General features: G+C 65.6%; 12 protein-coding genes. 7 read left to right on the forward strand and 5 right to left on the reverse strand.

From position 1 onward, the window contains the following. Positions 1-11: 11 nt before the first annotated feature. Genes EEB15_RS04940 through EEB15_RS04950 form a run of 3 tightly spaced genes read right to left on the reverse strand, consistent with a single transcriptional unit; the run spans position 12 to position 1,771 of the window. Positions 12-815, reverse strand: a complete 804-nt coding sequence (locus EEB15_RS04940) for a DUF2145 domain-containing protein (protein WP_141508405.1) — start codon at positions 813-815, stop codon at positions 12-14. Positions 816-822: 7 nt separating this feature from the next. After that, entirely contained in the window at positions 823-1,269 is a 447-nt protein-coding gene (locus EEB15_RS04945) for a hypothetical protein (protein WP_141508406.1), read from the reverse strand. 31 nt (positions 1,270-1,300) lie between these two features. Beyond that, on the reverse strand, positions 1,301-1,771 hold the full coding sequence (locus EEB15_RS04950; protein WP_141508407.1) for a YiaA/YiaB family inner membrane protein: 471 nt from the start codon (positions 1,769-1,771) through the stop codon (positions 1,301-1,303). Positions 1,772-1,992: 221 nt separating this feature from the next. Between EEB15_RS04950 and EEB15_RS04955 the strand changes: the two genes are divergently transcribed. From EEB15_RS04955 to EEB15_RS04985, 7 genes are all read left to right on the forward strand, one after another. After that, positions 1,993-3,123: a hypothetical protein gene (locus EEB15_RS04955; protein ID WP_158289990.1), complete on the forward strand. Its 1,131-nt coding sequence runs from the start codon at positions 1,993-1,995 to the stop codon at positions 3,121-3,123. 34 nt (positions 3,124-3,157) lie between these two features. Continuing rightward, entirely contained in the window at positions 3,158-4,837 is a 1,680-nt protein-coding gene (locus EEB15_RS04960) for a VWA domain-containing protein (protein WP_141508409.1), read from the forward strand. Between the two features lie 76 nt (positions 4,838-4,913). Further along, positions 4,914-5,588, forward strand: coding sequence for a hypothetical protein (locus EEB15_RS04965; RefSeq protein ID WP_141508410.1), 675 nt, complete (start codon positions 4,914-4,916; stop codon positions 5,586-5,588). A gap of 188 nt (positions 5,589-5,776) precedes the next feature. After that, positions 5,777-6,400: a ubiquinone biosynthesis protein gene (locus tag EEB15_RS04970; RefSeq protein WP_141508411.1), complete on the forward strand. Its 624-nt coding sequence runs from the start codon at positions 5,777-5,779 to the stop codon at positions 6,398-6,400. 76 nt (positions 6,401-6,476) lie between these two features. Next, positions 6,477-8,534, forward strand: coding sequence for a flotillin family protein (locus EEB15_RS04975; protein WP_141508412.1), 2,058 nt, complete (start codon positions 6,477-6,479; stop codon positions 8,532-8,534). A 39-nt stretch (positions 8,535-8,573) separates the two neighbouring features. Beyond that, positions 8,574-13,778, forward strand: a complete 5,205-nt coding sequence (locus EEB15_RS04980) for a DNA repair ATPase (protein ID WP_141508413.1) — start codon at positions 8,574-8,576, stop codon at positions 13,776-13,778. Between the two features lie 10 nt (positions 13,779-13,788). Then, positions 13,789-14,487: a phospholipase D-like domain-containing protein gene (locus EEB15_RS04985; RefSeq protein ID WP_141508623.1), complete on the forward strand. Its 699-nt coding sequence runs from the start codon at positions 13,789-13,791 to the stop codon at positions 14,485-14,487. A gap of 9 nt (positions 14,488-14,496) precedes the next feature. Here the strand turns inward: EEB15_RS04985 and EEB15_RS04990 are convergent, their stop codons facing one another. Then, on the reverse strand, positions 14,497-15,711 hold the full coding sequence (locus EEB15_RS04990; protein WP_141508414.1) for a toxic anion resistance protein: 1,215 nt from the start codon (positions 15,709-15,711) through the stop codon (positions 14,497-14,499). Positions 15,712-15,755: 44 nt separating this feature from the next. Then, positions 15,756-17,690 (reverse strand): MFS transporter, encoded by a 1,935-nt coding sequence (locus EEB15_RS04995; RefSeq protein WP_141508415.1) that lies wholly within the window; start codon positions 17,688-17,690, stop codon positions 15,756-15,758. Between the last annotated feature and the right edge of the window lie 4 nt (positions 17,691-17,694).

The raw sequence follows: 17,694 nt of genomic DNA on the forward strand, positions 1-17,694 counted from the left end.
CAGCTCCTCTCTCAATTCAATCGCATGCTGACCGGCGCGGCGCCCAGGCCCGAGCGCTGCAGCCACTGGAACACGGAGTCCACGGTGACGGTTTCGATGCGGTCGGAAAAACGCTTTTCGGAAGGGTGGTCGTCGAAAGCGATGTTGGCCGCGCTCGCCCGGGCGCCGAGCCGAGTGAGCGGCCCCAATTTAAGCGTCGACGGCTCGTAGCCCGCATTGCGCAGCCAGGCCTGCGAGCCGCCGCGCGATGGCACACCGGGTTGCATCGCTCCAGCCAACGTTTCGATCGCCCATTGGTTGGACTGCTGGTAGCGCTGCCCCCAGGCATAGCTGACGATGCTGTACGGCTTGTGGTGCAACGCGGCCACGCGCCCGTTGTCTTGCAGCACCGGCAACAGCTTCTGCTGCACTTCGCGAGACGGCACGACCCATGCCGCCTCGTAGCGCCACAAGTCGTCCAGGAAGAATTCGCCCAGGCCCTGGCGGTAGACCGCGGAATCGGCGGTGCCGCAGTGGTTCAGCTTGTGCGCAACGCGCCAGACCGCGCCGCGTCCATCGGGGCCCAGTTGCTTGTAGGCGAACCCGAGATGCGAGTAACGCAGGCCGTACTTGCTCAGGTCCTGTCCGGCGCGGGCCAGTACCACGACGTCGGCGCCGCTGGCGTCCAGGGCGGCCGCCGTGCGCTCCGCCAGCACGAGTCCGCGTTCGATCGTCTGTGCGCCGGGCTTTTTGGACTCGCAGGAGCGGCCGGCATGCGCCGCAGGGGTGGTGAGGGCCGCGGCCGCCACTGCCGCGGCGATAAGGGTGTGCTTCATCGCCGCCTCAGTCCGTCAGACGTTCGTTGTGCAGCAACGCCCGGCCCAGGGCGTTGGGCACGAAGGCGATCGCTTCGCCGGCGACGGAAAGGATCACGCCGGCTCCGATCACGCTCACCGTCACCATGGTGCCGGCAGCCATCGATGCGTTGGCCATGCCGCGTCCGGCGACCTCCACACTGACGCGAGCGCCATCGGAGGCGCGTTCCAGCACGTACACCGTGCTCAGCGCGCCGACCTCGATGGCCTTGATGACGAACACCGCGCCGGCCGCCGACAGCATCGCCGGCACAGCAAGCGATGCCCCTGCCGTTGCGCTGGCGCCGACAACGACCACCGACGCAAGCGGCAATGCGGACAGCGCGCTCACGGCGGACGCCTCACTCTGGGCGCGGGCCGGCGCCGCGATGACGGCGCTCAAGGCGACCAGGACGGCGATCAAACTCTTCTTCATTTTGGAGGTTCCTTCGAAAAATGGGAATGGATCATGCAGCGGCGTCGGCCGCGTCGCGCGACATCCGGCCTTGGCGGCGCGCTTCGTTCAGGTCGGCTTCGTGCGCGTCACGCAGCGTCTTGGCCAACGTGAACGTGCAGGTGATCAGGTACAGCCAGCTCACGCCCAAAAAAGCCTTGTAGGTTTCGTTGACCTCCATGCGCAGCAGGCCCCAGCCGGTGAGCGCCATCGCCAGGAAGAAACCGCCCCAGACCACGACGCGGAACATGGGCGTGTCGGCGACGCGGCCTTCGGCCTTGCTCTTTTCGCTGTCTCGCACGAACTTGGCCAGCACGAAGGCGGCCGAGAGGCAGAAGAAGTAGCCCATGATCATGAAGGCGCGATCCAGGTCCTTGCCGGGCAGGTACGCCAGGCCGACGCCGCAGAGAAAAGCGGCAATGACGAAGGACACCCAAACCTGCAGTTGCCAGGCTTTGGAATCGCGGTGAATCAGGACTTGCATGGAGACCTCTTGGAGGTGGTTGAACATGTGGGGGAGTGTGGATGGTGCAGACCAGGAAGTCGCATAATTTTGTCTGGATGCCATCAATATGCCGAAAAGGTATCGATTTTCGATACTCTTTTCAGCCAAACTTTGCGACACTGATTCAAAGTCGATCGACGGTGGACCCTGTGCGGCAAAACAGTGTCTATGCGCTATAAACCCCAGACTACAGGGCAAGAATGAAAAAGGCCACAAGAATCATCGTGACCATCGCTTTGCTGGCTGCATTCGGCGGGGCTGCGTGGTTCTCGTTTCAACGGACGGAGCAGCAGCGCCTGTCGCCGCCGGCCGCGGCGCGGCCGGCGCAGATCGTCGAACTCACCGGCTTGATCGCGCTGGACGTCGAGCCCTATTTCAAGGACCCGAAGGTCGTCCAGGCCCTCGCCGAACGCGGCTACAGGGTCAGCGTCACCCGCATCGGGTCACGCGACATGGCGGCGCGGGCCGTGCCCGGCCAGATGCCCGACTTCTTCTTTCCTTCGGGCGTGGTGGCGGCCAACCAGATCGGCGACGCGGCAAAGAAGGGCAACGTCACCACCACCGCCTACTCGCCTTTCTATTCGCCGCTGGTCATCGCCTCGTGGACGCCGGTGGCGCAGCTGCTTGCCGCAAATGGCATGGCGAAGGAGACGCAGCCCAAGGTGTGGAGCGTCGACATGGCCAAGCTGGTGGCGGTCATGCTGGAGCGCAAACGCTGGAAGGACCTGCAGGGCTCGCAAGCCTATGACGTCGGACGCAGCGTGCTCGTTTCCACCACCGACGTGCGGCGAAGCAACTCCGCCGCGATGTACCTCGCGCTGGTCAGTCACGCCATCAACGGCGGGGACGTTGTGAGCGACCGCGCCGCGGCGCAGAAGGTCGCGCGGCGCGCGGCCGAACTGTTCAAGCGCCAGGGCTACCAGGAGAACTACGTTAACGGCAACTTCGACGACTACGTGTCGATCGGCATCGGCAAGACGCCGCTGGCCTTCATCTACGAAAACCAGATGGTGAGCTACGCACTGGCCAAGAAGGGCGTCGGCCCCGACATGGTGCTGCTCTACCCGCAGCCCACCATCTTCAACAAGGTCGTCTTCCTGGCCACCAATGAAAAGTCCAAGGGGCTGGGCGAAGCGCTCAGTACCGACCCGGTGTTGCAGCAACTGGCGGTGGACTACGGTTTTCGCATCGGGGACGCCGCCTATTTCGCCCGCGCCGCCAAGGGCGCGGGCCTGGCGGTGGAAGAGCGGGTCAGCCAGGTCATCGATCCGCCCAGCTATGAAATCATGGCCGAGATGATCGACGTCGTCGCCGCTGAAATGGGCCGCTAGCGCCCGGCGTATCCATCCCTCACAGGAGTTGCTCATGACCGTGTCCTGGATCCGCAGCGCGTGCCTGCTGCTCGCCGTTGCACTCGCCGGTTGCGGCGAGCGCCCGGCCTCCCCGGCTCCGGCGCCAACCCCGGCGCCTGCTCCCGCCGCCCAGGTGGCCGTGCCGGTGTTTCGCGTGCTGGCCACCAGCGACTTGCGCGACATCCAGCCGCTCGAGCAGATGGTGGAAAAGGCCACGGGCGTGCCGCTGCGCTTCACCTTCGGCGGCACCATGGAAAGCACGGAAGCCGTGCTGACCGGCAACGCCAACGCCGACGGCGCCTGGTTCGCCAACGCCCGCTACCTGCTGTCCAGCCCGCAAGGCCAGGCGCGCGTGAAGCTGCAGGAAAAGATCATGCTGTCGCCGGTGGTGGTGGGCGTGAGCCAGAGCCACGCCAAGACCCTGGGCTGGGATAACCCGCAAGCCGCCGCCAGCGTCACCTGGAAGACCATTGCCTTGGCGGCGCGCGACGGCAAGCTCAAATACGCGTTGTCCAACCCGGCCACCTCGAACCAGGGTTTCATGGCCCTACAGGGTGTGGCTGCCGCGGCGGCGGGCAAAGCGGAAGCGCTGACGGCGGCGGATGTCGACCGGGGCGCGATCGCTGCCTTCATCAAGGGCTACAAGCTGCCGGGCGACAACAGCACGTACCTGAGCGAAAAGTTCATCGAACAACAGAACACCCGGGTCAACGCCTTCATCAACTATGAAAGCTGGCTGCTGTCGCTGAACCAGTCCGGCAGTCTCAAGGAGCCGCTGACCCTGGTGTATCCGCACGAAGGCGTGGCCACCGCGGACTATCCATTCATGCTGCTCAACGACGCGCGGCGCGCCGACTACCAGAAGGTGGTCGATTACCTCAAGGGCGAATCGGCGCAAACGTGGCTGGCCAAGGTGACGCTGCGGCGGCCGGTCAACGGCGAAGTCGCGCGCGCGCAGGCCGACCTGTTCCCCAAAGGCGCGATGCTCGTCGAACTGCCGTTCTCGCCCGACCGGGCCCTGGCCGACGGCCTCATCGACGCCTACCTCAACGAGTTCCGCGCGCCGATCGCGTCCACCTTCGTGCTGGACGTGAGCGGCAGCATGAACGCGCACGGCCGGCGCCAGCAGCTGGTGCAGGCCCTGCAGTACATGGCCGGCGACGACGCATCGCTGACCGGGCGCATCGCGCGGCTGACCAGCCGCGAGAAGATCTGGATGCTGCCCTTCTCCGACGAGCCGGGCCAGCCCGAGCTGTTCCATGTGCCGGCCGGCAAGCCCGCGGCCCGCGGCGTGCAGGTCCAAGCCGATACGGAAGCCAAGAAGGCAGTGCTGGGCCAGGTGCGCGACTATGCCGAACGGCTGCGGATGACCGGCTCAACTGCGCTGTACGACTCGGTGCTGCAGGCGTTGCAGAACATGCACCTGGAACGCAAGAAGCACCCGGAATACCAATACTCGGTCGTTGCCTTCACCGACGGGGAAAACAACCGCGGCCGCAATTTCGCGCAGTTCAAGGCTGCGTACGAGCAACTACCGGAAGACGTACGGGCCATTCCCGTCTTCATGGTCGTTTTCGGCGAAGCCAACGAGAAGGAACTGAAAGAGTTGGTGCGCGTCACCGGCGGGCGGATTTTCGACGCCCGCAAGACTCCGCTTTACGGCGTCTTCAAGGACATCCGAGCGTATCAATGAGCCCCCACGTTCGCATTCGCTCACTGCCCCCCGAGGGGGCCGGTGTCTCCCTAGAGGCGGCTCGTCGGGAGACACAATGAGTCGCATCGAGCGTTTCCTCACCTCGCCCGCCAACTGGTTCGGCATCGCCCTGGCCACGGCGGGGCTGGCGCCGCAGGCGCTGGGCATGGCGCTGTGGGGCGGGTGGTTGCTGGCACCGCTTGGCTACGGTGTCGGCTTCGCGGTGGCGGGCCTCTGGTTCGGCTATCCGCGTTTGGGAACGCCGCCCTGGGACGAGCTGGAATTCGACGCCGACTCGGGCGACGCGCGTGAGGCCATGGACAAGGCGCTGCACGCGGTGCGCGGGCTGGTGAGCTTCAACCCGGAGGATCGCTTGTCGGCCAGCCTGCAGGCACGCGTGCTGGAGCTGTGCACGCAGTTGCAGACGCTGCTGCAACAGTGGGACCGCAGCAAGGGCAAGCTGTCGCTGGAGGAGACCTTCCAGGCCCGCCACATCGTCCTCAGTTACCTGCCCGAGGCGCTCAAAACCTATCTGTCGATCCCGCCGCGTTTCGCGCGCTCCAAGATTCTGGCCAACGGCCAAACCGCTGAAGACACTTTCCGCGCCACCGTCGACGACCTGAGCGCCAAGGTGCTGCAGTTGACGGAGGACCTCGCCTCTCAGGATGCCGAGGCTTTCCTCAATCACTCGCGGTTCCTCCACGAGAAGTTCGGGCCGAGCAAGAACCCGCTGCTTCACATCAAACAGTGACGCCGCCGGAGCCCGGCAAGCCGGCCGCCTTCCGCGGGGCCGGCGATTTCCGATGAATATTTCACGGAGAATTTTTTCGCAAGATCAAGGTCAGCACGTAGGTGCGATTCACGCAGCACTTGTTGGGCTAATATGCGTCGCAGTCGAAGAAGAATGAGAAAGTAGACAGCCCCTTGCGGGAGGAAACCATGGGATTCCTGGATACAGCGGCGTCATTCCCCACAGCGATCTTCACCACGCTGCTGGTCGTCGCGCTTTTCTACTGGGTGCTCGCCCTTCTCGGCGCCGTCGACTTCGAGGCCGGCGGTCACGAAGCCCATGACGGGCACGCGAACGATGCCGACATCGGCACGCTCGCCAGCTATGTCGTGGCTTGCGGCCTGCAGGGCGTCCCCACTTCCATTGCAGTCAGCCTGCTCGTGCTCATCGCATGGGTGCTCAGCTGCCTGGGAGGCATGTGGTTGTTGCCCCTGTTGCCGGCGGGCGCCTTTGGCTACGTGGGCGGTGCCTTGCTCGCGCTCGCGAGCCTCTCCATCGCGGTGCCGCTCACTTCCAGGCTGATCAAGCCGTTGCGCGGCCTGTTCGTGACCCACACCGCCCAGCACAATGCGTCGTTGGTGGGCCAACCGTGCAAGGTTCTCACCCAGGTCGTCGATGAGCAGGCCGGCCGTGCCGAGGTGGCGCAGCGCGGAGCCAATTTGAACATCCGGGTGTGGGCCCGCACGCCGAACAACCTGAAGCGCGGCGCCGCCGCGCGCATCGTCGCCTACCAGGACGATCCCGCCCGCTACCTGATCGAGCCCGAGACGTAGTAGTCCGGACCGCCGCCGCCAACGCCTTCATTCCCGCAAACCTGCCTGTCCGCCACTTCACCCCCAGGGGAGTTTCATGGAACCCATCTTCGTCGCCGCCGGTGCCATCACCATCTTCATCCTCGGCCTGTTCGCGATGCTCGCGAAGTTCTATCGCAAGATCGAGCAGGGGCATGCGCTGATCGTCAACACGATGCGCGCGGAGCCGACGGTCACCTTTACCGGCTGCATGGTGTACCCGATCATCCACAAGGCCGAGTTGATGGAGATCTCGGTCAAGACCATCGAGATCGACCGCTCCGGCAACGAAGGACTGATCTGCAAGGACAACATCCGCGCCGACATCAAGGTGAAGTTCTTCGTTCGCGTGAACAAGACCGCCGAGGACGTGCTGAAGGTGGCGCAGGGCATCGGCTGCGAGCGCGCGTCCAACCAGGACATTCTGGAAGACCTCTTCTCGGCCAAGTTCTCCGAGGCGTTGAAGACCGTGGGCAAGTCGATGGAGTTCGTGGACCTGTACCAGGCCCGCGACAACTTCCGTGACGAGATCATTCGCCAGATCGGCGACGACCTGTCGGGCTACGTGCTGGAGGACGCGGCGATCGACTACCTCGAGCAGACGCCGCTGTCCAAGCTGGACGGCAGCAACATCCTGGACGCGCAGGGCATCAAGAAGATCACCGAACTGACGGCCGTGGAAAACGTCCGCACCAACGAGCTGCGCCGCAACGAGGAAATGCAGATCAAGAAGAAGAACGTGGAAACGCAGGAAGCATTGCTCGAGCTGGACCGCCAGGCCTCTGACGCCACGGCCCGCCAGCACCGCGAAATCGCCACCGTCCGCGCGCGCGAAGAAGCCGAGACCGCCAAGATCCAGGCGGAGGAGCGCACCAAATCCGAACTCGCGCGGCTGCAGGGCGAGCAGCTGGTGTCGGTGCAGCAGGAAAACGTGCACCGCGAGCAGGAAGTGGCCGCGAACAACCGCAAGCGGGCCGTGGCGATCGAGGAAGAGAAAGTCACCCGCGCCCGCGAACTCGAAGTGGTGGACCGCGAGAAGGAAGTGGCGCTGCAGCGCATCGACAAGGAACGCGCGCTGGAAGTGCAGCGCAAGGCCATCGCGGACGTGGTGCGCGAGCGGATCGTGGTCGAACGCACGGTGGCCGAACAGGAAGAAGCGATCAAGGAGCTTCGCGTCGTGGCCGAGGCCGACCGCACGAAGAAATCCGCGATCATCATCGCCGAGGGCCAGGCCGAAGAGAAGCTGATTGCCGAGGTGAAAGCCGCGGAGGGGCAAGAGCGTCGCGCCCGCCACAAGGCGACCGAGGAAGTGACGTTGGCCGACGCCCGTTTGAAAGTGTCCGAGAAGACGGCCGAGTCGAAGAAGCGTGAAGCCGAGGGCATGGAAGCGCTGGGCGCCGCCCCAGGCCTGGCTGCCGCGCGGGTGATGATGGTGCAGGCGGACGCCACGCAGAAGCAGGGCATGGCCGAGGCCCACGTGATCGAGGCGCGCGCGCAAGCCGAGGCCACGGGCCTCAAAGCCAAACTGGAGGCCGAGGCCGAGGGCCAACAGAAGCTCGGCATGGCCGAGATACACGTTCGCGCTGCCGGCGCGGAAGCGACCATCAAGGCCGGCGAGGCCGAAGCCCAGACCGTGCAGGCCCGCTTCTCCGCGGAGGCCAAGGGCCTGCGCGAAAAGTTCGAAGCCATGAAGGCCATGAGCCCGGAAACGCGGGACCACGAGGAATTCCGCATGCGGCTGGAAAAACTCCACGTGGAGACGCTCAAGGCCATCGACGCGCAGATGGCCATCGCGAAGGACCAGGCCGAGGTGCTGAGCACTGCCGTGGGCAATGCCAAGATCGAAATGGTCGGAGGCGACGGCGCCTACTTCGAGCGCTTCGTGAGCGCCCTGGCCATCGGCAAGGGGCTGGACGGCGCCATCGCCAAGAGCGACACGCTCAAGATCGCGCTGAAAGACCATTTGTCCGGCGACCGCAACATGGTCGACGACGTCAATCGCCTGGTGGGCGCGCTGGGCTCATCGTCGGGCGAGCTGAAGGACCTGACGCTGGCCTCGCTGGTCGCAAAGGTCAACAAGGATGTCAAGGACAAGGACAGCCGCAAGGCGGACTGACCGGTGCCAAGCATGAAGAAATTCCTGCGGTAGCAGCGCATGGACGCGCCCGCGACCTCCCTCGCCACCTCCCCCGCCGACGCGGCCGCCGGCCTGGTCGCCGCGAGCGGCAGCTATGAGCTGCTGAAAACGCGCCTGTCCGCGCAAGGGGACGCTCTGCGGCAAAAGTCGCAGGTCCTCAACGATGCGCGCCTCGCGCAGTTCGGCCGGGCCGAGCAGGCGCTGGTGCTGCGCACACTGGCCCGCACCGAGAACAACTGCGTGGCCCGCGACATCGTGCGCATCGGCGACCAGCTACTGTTCGGCTACAACGTGTTCATCGGCCTGCGCAAGGAAACCGCTGTCGGCGACGTGTTCGGGCTGTACCGGCTGGCCAGCCGCGAAGGCGCGCAGGACCTCGAGAGCGTGCCGCTGCCCGGCAGCTTCCTCGAGGATGCGCGCTTTGCCTCCGACTTCAAGGAGCTGTACGCCTACTACAAGAACGCGCAGCTGATCCAGCTGCGCGTCGTGCCCGGCAAGCTGCTCGCCGCGTTCCAGATCGGCCAGCAGCTGCACGACCTGCGTGTTTTCCGCTGGCAGGTGGATGCCGATGGCACCATCCACTACCTGGACAACCGCGGCGAGCGCGACATCGCCCTGCCGCCCAGCCACGACTTCGAGTGGACGGCCACGACGCGCGAAGACCATGTGGGCGGCAAGCACCCGCACGTCAACATCCTCGACACCGTGTTCGTCGAAACGGTGGGTGGCGACCTGACGATCAAGGTCGAGAACAACACCGAATCGGGCCGCGGAATCTACAGCGAGCCGGTGGAGGACGCCAACCAGTCGCTGGCCGACGCCGAGATCGCCTACGCCAAACTGGGCCTGCTGGTGCTGCTGCGCGTCAAGCCCTATCGCGAGCTGTCGACCCGTTACCTGGTGTTCAACATCCGGACGCAGCAAGTGGAACGCATCGATGCGATCGGCGAATCTTGCGTGCAGTTACCCGAAGACCACGGCATCGTATTTCCCGGCGGCTATTACCTGCAGTCTGGCGAGTTCAAGCGCTTCGACCTGCCCGCCGATGTCGCGGACAACCTTCGCTTCAAGCGCATGCTGCGCTCGCCCAACGGTGAGGACGTGCTGTACGTCTTCTACCGTCCGGGCAGCGGGCACTACGCGCTGTTCACCTACAACCTGATCGACAAGACACTGGCCGCGCCACTCTTCGCGAACGGCTACGCCATGTTCTCGGACGGCAGGGTCCTGGTGTTCCAGGCCGGTGCGAGTGAGCCCGCGCGCATGCATCCGATGCAGTTGTGGCAAACCGCGTTCGCCAGCGAAGAGCACGCCGGCGCTGCCCGGGCCGGCACGGGCCTCTTCGCGCGCATCGGCAATGCCGACCTGGTGCGCGGCATTTCCGATCTCATGGGCATCTCACGCGCGGTGCGGGAGCAGGTCGCCACCCGCGCGGCTTACGAGGACCTGATCCGCCAGTGCACGCGGGTGTCCGATGCGTATTTCTGGCTGGATGAAGCCGAAGCAGGCGAGCCCCTGAAAGAGCTGCGCGAAATCGGCGATACCGCGCGCGGCACGTTGGCCGAGTTCGAGAAGGTCGACCAGATCCGCCGCGAAACCGCAAAGGCGCTGGAAGAAGGCGAGGCCCGGCAGAAAGCGCTGATGGTGGAGATCGCGGCAACGCTGTGGCGCCGCCCCGAAGATTTCATCTCGGCGCTGGGACGGCTGCGCGAAAGGCGCGGCCACCTGGAAACACTCAAGGAACTGCGCTACACCGACCTCGCTCGCATCGAGTCGATGAACAATGCGCTGGCCGCGGAGCAGCAGCGCGTCGGCGAACGTGCGATGCAGTTCCTGGGCGATGACAAAGCCTTCGCCAACCACCAGCAATCGCTGGTCAAGCTCGCGGCCGACCTGCAGACCGCATCGACCAGCCAGGGCCTGGCGATCGTGCTGGAGGCCTTGGACGAGACCGCCGCGGGGCTGGACCTGCTGGCCGAGCAACTGGGTGGATTGCCCGGCGGTGACGCTGTGCTGCGCACCGGCATCCTCGACCGGATCTCCGCGCTGTACACCGAGATCAACCGGCTGCGCGCGGACGCACGGAATCGGCGCAAGGCCATGGGCTCGCGTGAAGCCGCGGCCGAGTTCGGCGCGCAGTTCAAGCTGTTCGGCCAGGCCGTGGACAACGCGCTCGACTTCGCGGACTCGCCGGAAAAATGCGATGAAGCACTGACGCGCCTGCTGGCCCAGCTCGAGGAACTGGAAGGCCGGTTCGCCGAGCAGGACACGTTCCTCGCCGACATCGCCGCCAAGCGCGAGGCCGTCTACGAAGCGCTCACGGCACGCAAGCAAAGCCTGGCGCAGGCGCGCCAGCAGCGCGTGCAAGGGCTCATGGACGCGGCGGGCCGCATCCTTGACGGTGCACAGCGGCGCACCGCGCAGTTCTCGGCGCTGGAGGAAGTTCACAGCTACTTCGCCGCGGACATGCTGATCGCCAAGCTGCGCAACCTGATCGGCGATTTGCGCGCCGTGAAGGCGCAGGTGCAGGCCGATGACGTCGACACCCGGCTGAAGACCTGCCGCGACCAGGCGTTGCGCGCCGTGCGCGACCGCCGGGAGCTGGTGTCCGAGGACGGCGACACGCTGCGGCTCGGACGCCATTTGTTCACCATCGGCCGGCAACCGCTGGACCTGACGCTGGCACCGCAGGGCGAGTCGCTCGCCTTCCACATCACCAGCACCGATTACATGGTGCCGGCCGCCGATGCGCGGCTGGACGCGCTGAAAGCGTGGTGGCACCAGGCGTTGCCTTCCGAGACGCCGCAGATGGCGCGCGCCGAATACCTGGCCGGCTGCATGCTCGATGCGGCGCAACAAGGCCAGGACGCATTGGACTGGAGCCTCTTGCAAGAGCAGGCGGCGCAACGAGACGAAGGCCACGCGGGCTTGCTGTTGCAGGCGCGCGCCTTCGCCGGCCAGCGCTACCAGGAAGGCTACGAAAAGGGCGTGCACGACGAAGACGCCGCGCGCATCCTGGCGGCCCTGGTCCGCATGCGCGACGCCGCGGGCCTGCTGGCGTGGGGCCCGGCCGAGCGCGCCCTGGCGCTCCTGTATTGGCAGGACGGCCGCTTCGGCGGCGAGCGTGAAACGCTTCAGCGCCGCGCGCGCGCCGCCATCCAGGTGCAGCAGCTGTTCGGCGCCACGGATGAATTGAAGCAACTGGAGACGGAGTGCGCGAATGCACTGTCGGACTTCGCTGCCGCCATCGCGTTCGAGCCGCCGGGTGCCACTGCCGTTGACGGCATGGGTGGACCGGCTTCGGCGCTGTGCGCACAGGCCGCCGCGTACCTGGTGCGCGAACTCGCGAGCGAAGGCGGCGCCGAGGTATGGTGCATCAGCGGCGCCGGTGAGGATCTCGCGGCCGCGCTGCTGCGCGAGCTCGAACGCGGCGGCCAGCTCGCGGCCTGGCAACGCGACATCGAGGCCTCCACACCGGCGGAGCGCTGGCGCCTGGCCCGCGGCTGGGTTGCGGCTTTCGCAGCAGCCCGCGAACCGCAGGCGCTTGCCTGGGCCGACGATGCGGCGGGCCTGCTGGCGGTGCCGGTGAAGCGGCAGCGCGTCAATGCCGAACTCGATCACGAGGTGAGCGGCTTGCGCAGCGAGCACCCGCGGATCGTCGAAGGCAAGCTGGCGCTCAACCTGAACGACTTCGGACGCCGGTTCGCCGAGCACCGTCAAGGTGTGGTTCCGGGATTCGCCGCGATGCAGCGGCTGCGGCACGAGCTGATCACTTCAGAGAAAGCGCGGCTGAAACTCGGGCAATTCCAGGCCAGGCCGCTTTCCACCTTCGTTCGCAACCGGCTGATCCACGACACCTACCTGCCGCTGGTCGGCGACAACCTGGCCAAGCAGATCGGCACCGCCGGCGAGGGCAACCGCACCGACCGCATGGGTCTGCTGCTGCTGATCTCGCCGCCCGGCTACGGCAAGACGACGCTGCTGGAATACGTGGCGGACCGGCTCGGGCTGGTGTTCGTGCGCATCAACTGCCCGGCCCTGGGACACGCCGTCACGTCGATCGACCCTGCGTCCGCCACGAACAGCGCGGCACGGCAGGAGCTCGAAAAAATCAACCTCGCGCTGGCGATGGGCAGCAACGTGATGCTGTACCTGGACGACATACAGCACACCAGTGCCGAGTTCCTCCAGAAGTTCATTGGCCTCGCCGACGGAACGCGCCGCATCGAAGGCACGTGGGAGGGGGAAGGGCGCACCTACGACTTGCGCGGCAAGCGTTTCGCCATCGCGATGGCGGGCAACCCTTACACCGAATCCGGCGATGTCTTCAAGATCCCCGACATGCTGGCCAACCGGTCGGACATCTACAACCTGGGCGATGTGCTCGGCGGCCAGCAGGCCTTGTTCTCGCTCTCCTACATCGAGAACAGCCTGACCAGCAACGCCGCGCTGCAGCCGCTTGCGTCTCGCGACCCGGCCGACGTGTATCGGCTGGTGCAACTCGCGCAGGGCGAAGACGTTGCCGGCGGCAGCTTCACGCATGGCTACAGCCAGGCGGAGCTAGAGGAACTCAAGGCGCTGCTGCAGCGCCTGTTCCGCGCGCGGGACCTGCTGCTCAAGGTCAACCTGGCCTACATCGAGTCGGCCGCGCAGCGCGACGCCTACCGCACCGAGCCGCCGTTCAAGCTGCAAGGCAGCTACCGCAACATGGCCAAGCTGGCCGGCAAGATCACGCCCTTGATGACCGATGCCGAGCTGGACGGGCTGCTGCGCGACCACTATCGCGGCGAAGCGCAGACCCTCACCACCGGCGCGCAGGAAAACCTGCTCAAGCTGGCCCAGTTGATGGGGAGCGCCACGCCGGAGGAATCGGAGCGCTGGAGGACGATCTGCGGCGAGTTCGTGCGCCAGCGAAAAGCCGGCGGCGAGGACGCGGATGGCAGCACGCGCGTCGCCAACGCCCTGCTGGACATCAGCCGCGCGGTCGACGAGCTGAAGCCCGGGCCGTCGGAAGCCGACCCGGCCATGCAGATGGCCGACGCGGTCCTTCAGCTGGCCGTGACCTACCGCAAGATCATCATGCCGCTCATCAACGCGACGGAGAAGCGGCTCGACCTGGACAAGTCGATTCGCGATCGCATCGACCAGCTGATGGCCAAGCAACTGGACCCGCGGACCATCCGCACCGCACCCGCTGCCGCGCCCGCGAAGAAGGACACTTGAAGTGCTCACGATGACGCCCGCCGCGCAGGCCGCGCTCGTGGCACAACTGGAAAGCTCGCTGTCCGACCTGCGGCTCAGCGACGGCGAACGGAGGGAATTCGCCCTCGCGCTGAAGAAGGTCGACCCGCCCGAGGAGGCCTTCCGTCACCTGCGCAATCGCGCTTTCGAGATGGCGCGCGCGAGCCTCGCCGGCGCGACGCCGCAGGAGGCCTTGGCTTGGCTGGAAGGCGTGATGCGCGCGCTGGATGTGGCGCGGCCGGACGCGCGCTTGCCCCAGGCCTATGCCTGCTTCAGCCCCGGTGAGGATTGCCTGAAAACGCTGGTGCGGCACTTTCGCGGCGCCCGGCGCGCGGTGGACCTGTGCGTGTTCACGCTGTCGGACGACCGGATCACGCAAGAGGTGGTGGCGGCCCTGGAGCGGGGCGTGGCATTGCGCTTCATCACCGACAACACCAAGGAGTTCGACGCCGGCAGCGACGTGGCGCGCCTTCGCGCGGCGGGCGTTCCCATTGTGGTGGACCGCACCGACGCGCACATGCACCACAAGTTCGCGATTTTCGATGGCCAGTGGCTCCTCAACGGCAGCTACAACTGGACCCGCAGCGCGTGCTATCACAACGAGGAGAACCTGGTGGCCACCGACGATGCGCGGCTCGTTCACCAGTTCCAGCAGGTGTTCGACCGGCTGTGGCAAGGCCTCAAGGCCTGATCGGAATCTTTAGAGCGCGACGGGGCCGCTGGAACCCAGCTGGGTCGCCTCACGTGCCTGCTGCTGGCGCACGCGGTCTACATACCCGTCGGCCTTGGCCAGCTGCTCCTTGATGATCGCGTTGTTCTGGCCCATCACGTCGATGGCCTTGGATCGGAAAGCGTCCATGGCATCCATCGCCTTGAACGTCTGGTCGAACATTTCCTTGAGTTTTTCGATCCCGACCATCGGGTTCTGCGCGAATTGCGCCGTCTTGTCGACGTGCGTATTCAGCTGGCGCCCGCTCTCCGCGATCAGGCTCTCGATGGAGCTATTGACGCCGGTGAGCATCTCCATGACCTTGATTTGGTTGCCGGTGGCGCGCGCCACGGTCTGGGCGACCGCCAGCGCGCTCATCCCGGTAGTCGCTACGCGGCTGCAGCCGTTCATCATTTCACGGGCGGTCTTCTTGAGCACGTCGAGGGCGAGGTAGCCGTTGGTGCAGACAGCCTGCTGCGTCAACATGTCCTGCAGGTTCTGGCGGGCGTAGAACAGCACCTCTTGCTCGAGCGCCTTGGCCCGCACCGCATCGGTGGACTTGAGCGCCTCGACCCTGGCATGCAGTTTCGCGTCCAGCGTCTCCGCAAAGTGAATGGCGCCGCCCAGCCGCTGCATCGCATCCCAGAGCTTGGTGCGCGTCGCTTCCAGGTCCACCACGTCGCGCTGCATGTCGTCGCGAGCCGAATAGAGCTGCTGCATGCTCTTTTGCAGTTGGCCCGACGCACTCTCGTACTTGCGAAAGTAGTTCTGCAGCTTGTTGCCGTAGGGGATGAAGCCGAGCAGCTTCTGCGGCTGGAACAGATCGCCGTCATTGCCGGGGTTGAGCTCGTCCAGGTGCCCGCGCATCTCCTGGATGGCCTTGAACGCCGTCGTGTCTTCCATCCCGGCGAAGTTGCGCTCCATCAGGCGCCCCTGCATCAGGCTCGAGGCCACCGAAACCTCTTCACGGCCCAACGCGAAGGCGCTGTCGAGCCGGGCCTTGAAGGCCTCGCTTTGCACGTCCTCGTTCAGCAGGCCCTCCATGAAACGATCGACCTGATCTTCCACGGCCGTCTTGAGCTCGGCCTTCATGGGCACCGCGGTGCGGGCGGTCTGCTCGCTCACAGGCGTGATGACTTCAGGCGGCGTGAGCTGAAAAGTGTCGGCCACTGCGGCCTTCGGCGCTTCGCCGGATTGCGTGTTCATGAAAATACCTTTCCAGACGTTCGCGTTCGATTCTTGGGGCAAATCTAACCGGCGGCCAGCAGTTTCGCAACCTCGGATTGCAAGACGGCCGGCTGCACCTGGGCCGGTGCGATCGGCGCGCCGACATTCAACCCCACCCGGTTGAACAGCCCGCGCCGGAACGGCCGAACCATCGCGCCGCCCTCTTCGACGCGGCTGAAGAACGAGCCCCACAGGTTGGTAAGCGCCATCGGGATCACGGGCACCGGCTGGCGCTCCAGGATCTTCATGATGCCGCCCTTGAACTCCTGCAGCGTGCCGTCGCGAGTGATGCCGCCTTCGGGGAAAATCGCCAGCAGGTCGCCACCCCGCAGCACCTTGGCCGCGGCCTCGAATGCGGCTTCGTAAGCCACCGGGTCTTCATTGCGCGGCGCGATGGGAATCGCCTTGGCCAGCTTGAACAGCCCGCCCAGCACCGGCACCTGGAAGATGCGGTGGTCCATGACGAAGTAGATCGGCCGCGGGCTCGCCGCCATCAGCAACACGGCGTCGACGAAGCTCACGTGGTTGCACACCAGCACCGCCGCGCCCTCGACCGGGATGTGATCGTCGCCCGTGACCTTGAAGCGATACACCATGCGCGAAGCGATCCACGCGATGAAGCGCAGCAGGTACTCGGGCACGAGCATGAAGATGTAGAACGCCACCACCGCGTTGGCCAGCCCGACCAGCAGGAATATCTGCGGAATGGTCATGCCGAACTTGAGCAGCAGCCCGGCGATCACCGAACTCGCGATCATGAAGAGCGCGTTGAGGATGTTGTTCGCGGCGATGATGCGCGCGCGGTGCGTGGGCTGGCTGCGCAGCTGGATCAGCGCGTACATCGGGACGCTGTAGAGACCGGCGAACAGGCTGAGCAGCGCCAGGTCGGCCATCACACGCCAGTGAGCAGGGAAGCCAAGGAACTGTGACAGACCCAAAGTCGTCGGCACGTAGAACTGCGGTACGGCGTTCGAAGCGAAGTACAGGTCGATCGCGAACACGCTCATGCCGATGGCGCCCAGCGGCACCAGGCCGATTTCCACGTGACGGCGCGACAGCACTTCGCACAGCAGCGAACCCACACCGATGCCGATGGAGAACACCACCAGCAGCAGCGAAGCCACCTGCTCGTTGCCGTGCAGCACTTCCTTGGCGAAGCTCGGAAACTGCGAGAGGAACACGGCGCCGAAGAACCACATCCAGCTGATGCCCAGCAGCGAGCGGAACACGACGATGTTTTCGTGCGCGAGCTTGAGGTTGCGAACGGTCTCGCTGATCGGGTTGAAGTTGACTTTCAAGCCCGGGTCGGTCGCCGGCGCGGACGGGATGAACTGCGCGATGCCCCGGCCCACCAACGCCAGCAGCACGCAGGCGATCGCGACGTCCTGGCGGCCCACTTCCGGTATCGCCACGATCAACCCGCCCACCACGTTGCCCAGCAGGATGGCCACGAAGGTGCCCATCTCCACCATGCCGTTGCCGCCCGTGAGCTCGCGTTCGTTCAGCACTTGCGGCAGGTAGGCGAACTTCACCGGCCCGAACAGCGTCGAGTGCAAGCCCATGAGGAAGGTGCACGCGAGAAGGATGGCCACGTTGTCGTTGTAGAAACCGACGGCCGCGATGCCCATGATCGCGATCTCCAGGTTCTTGACGAACCGGATCATCGTGGTCTTGTCGTACTTGTCGGTCAGCTGTCCGCTCGTGGCCGAGAACAGCAGGAACGGCAGGATGAACAGCGCACCGATCACCAGCCCCGCCATCGCCGGCGGCAACCATGCAATCTGCAGCTGGTAGGTCACCATCACGGTGAACGCGAACTTGAACAGGTTGTCGTTGGCGGCGCCCGAGAACTGCGTCCAGAAGAACGGCGCGAAGCGGCGTTGCTTCAGCAGCGCGAACTGGTTCGGGTGGGCGTGAGCGGGAGCGCTCGCGCCCACGTCGGCGATGGTCGATTCCATGAAG

This window comes from Ramlibacter sp. WS9, assembly GCF_003797765.1.
In the GTDB taxonomy this organism is placed as follows: Bacteria; Pseudomonadota; Gammaproteobacteria; order Burkholderiales; family Burkholderiaceae_C; genus Ramlibacter.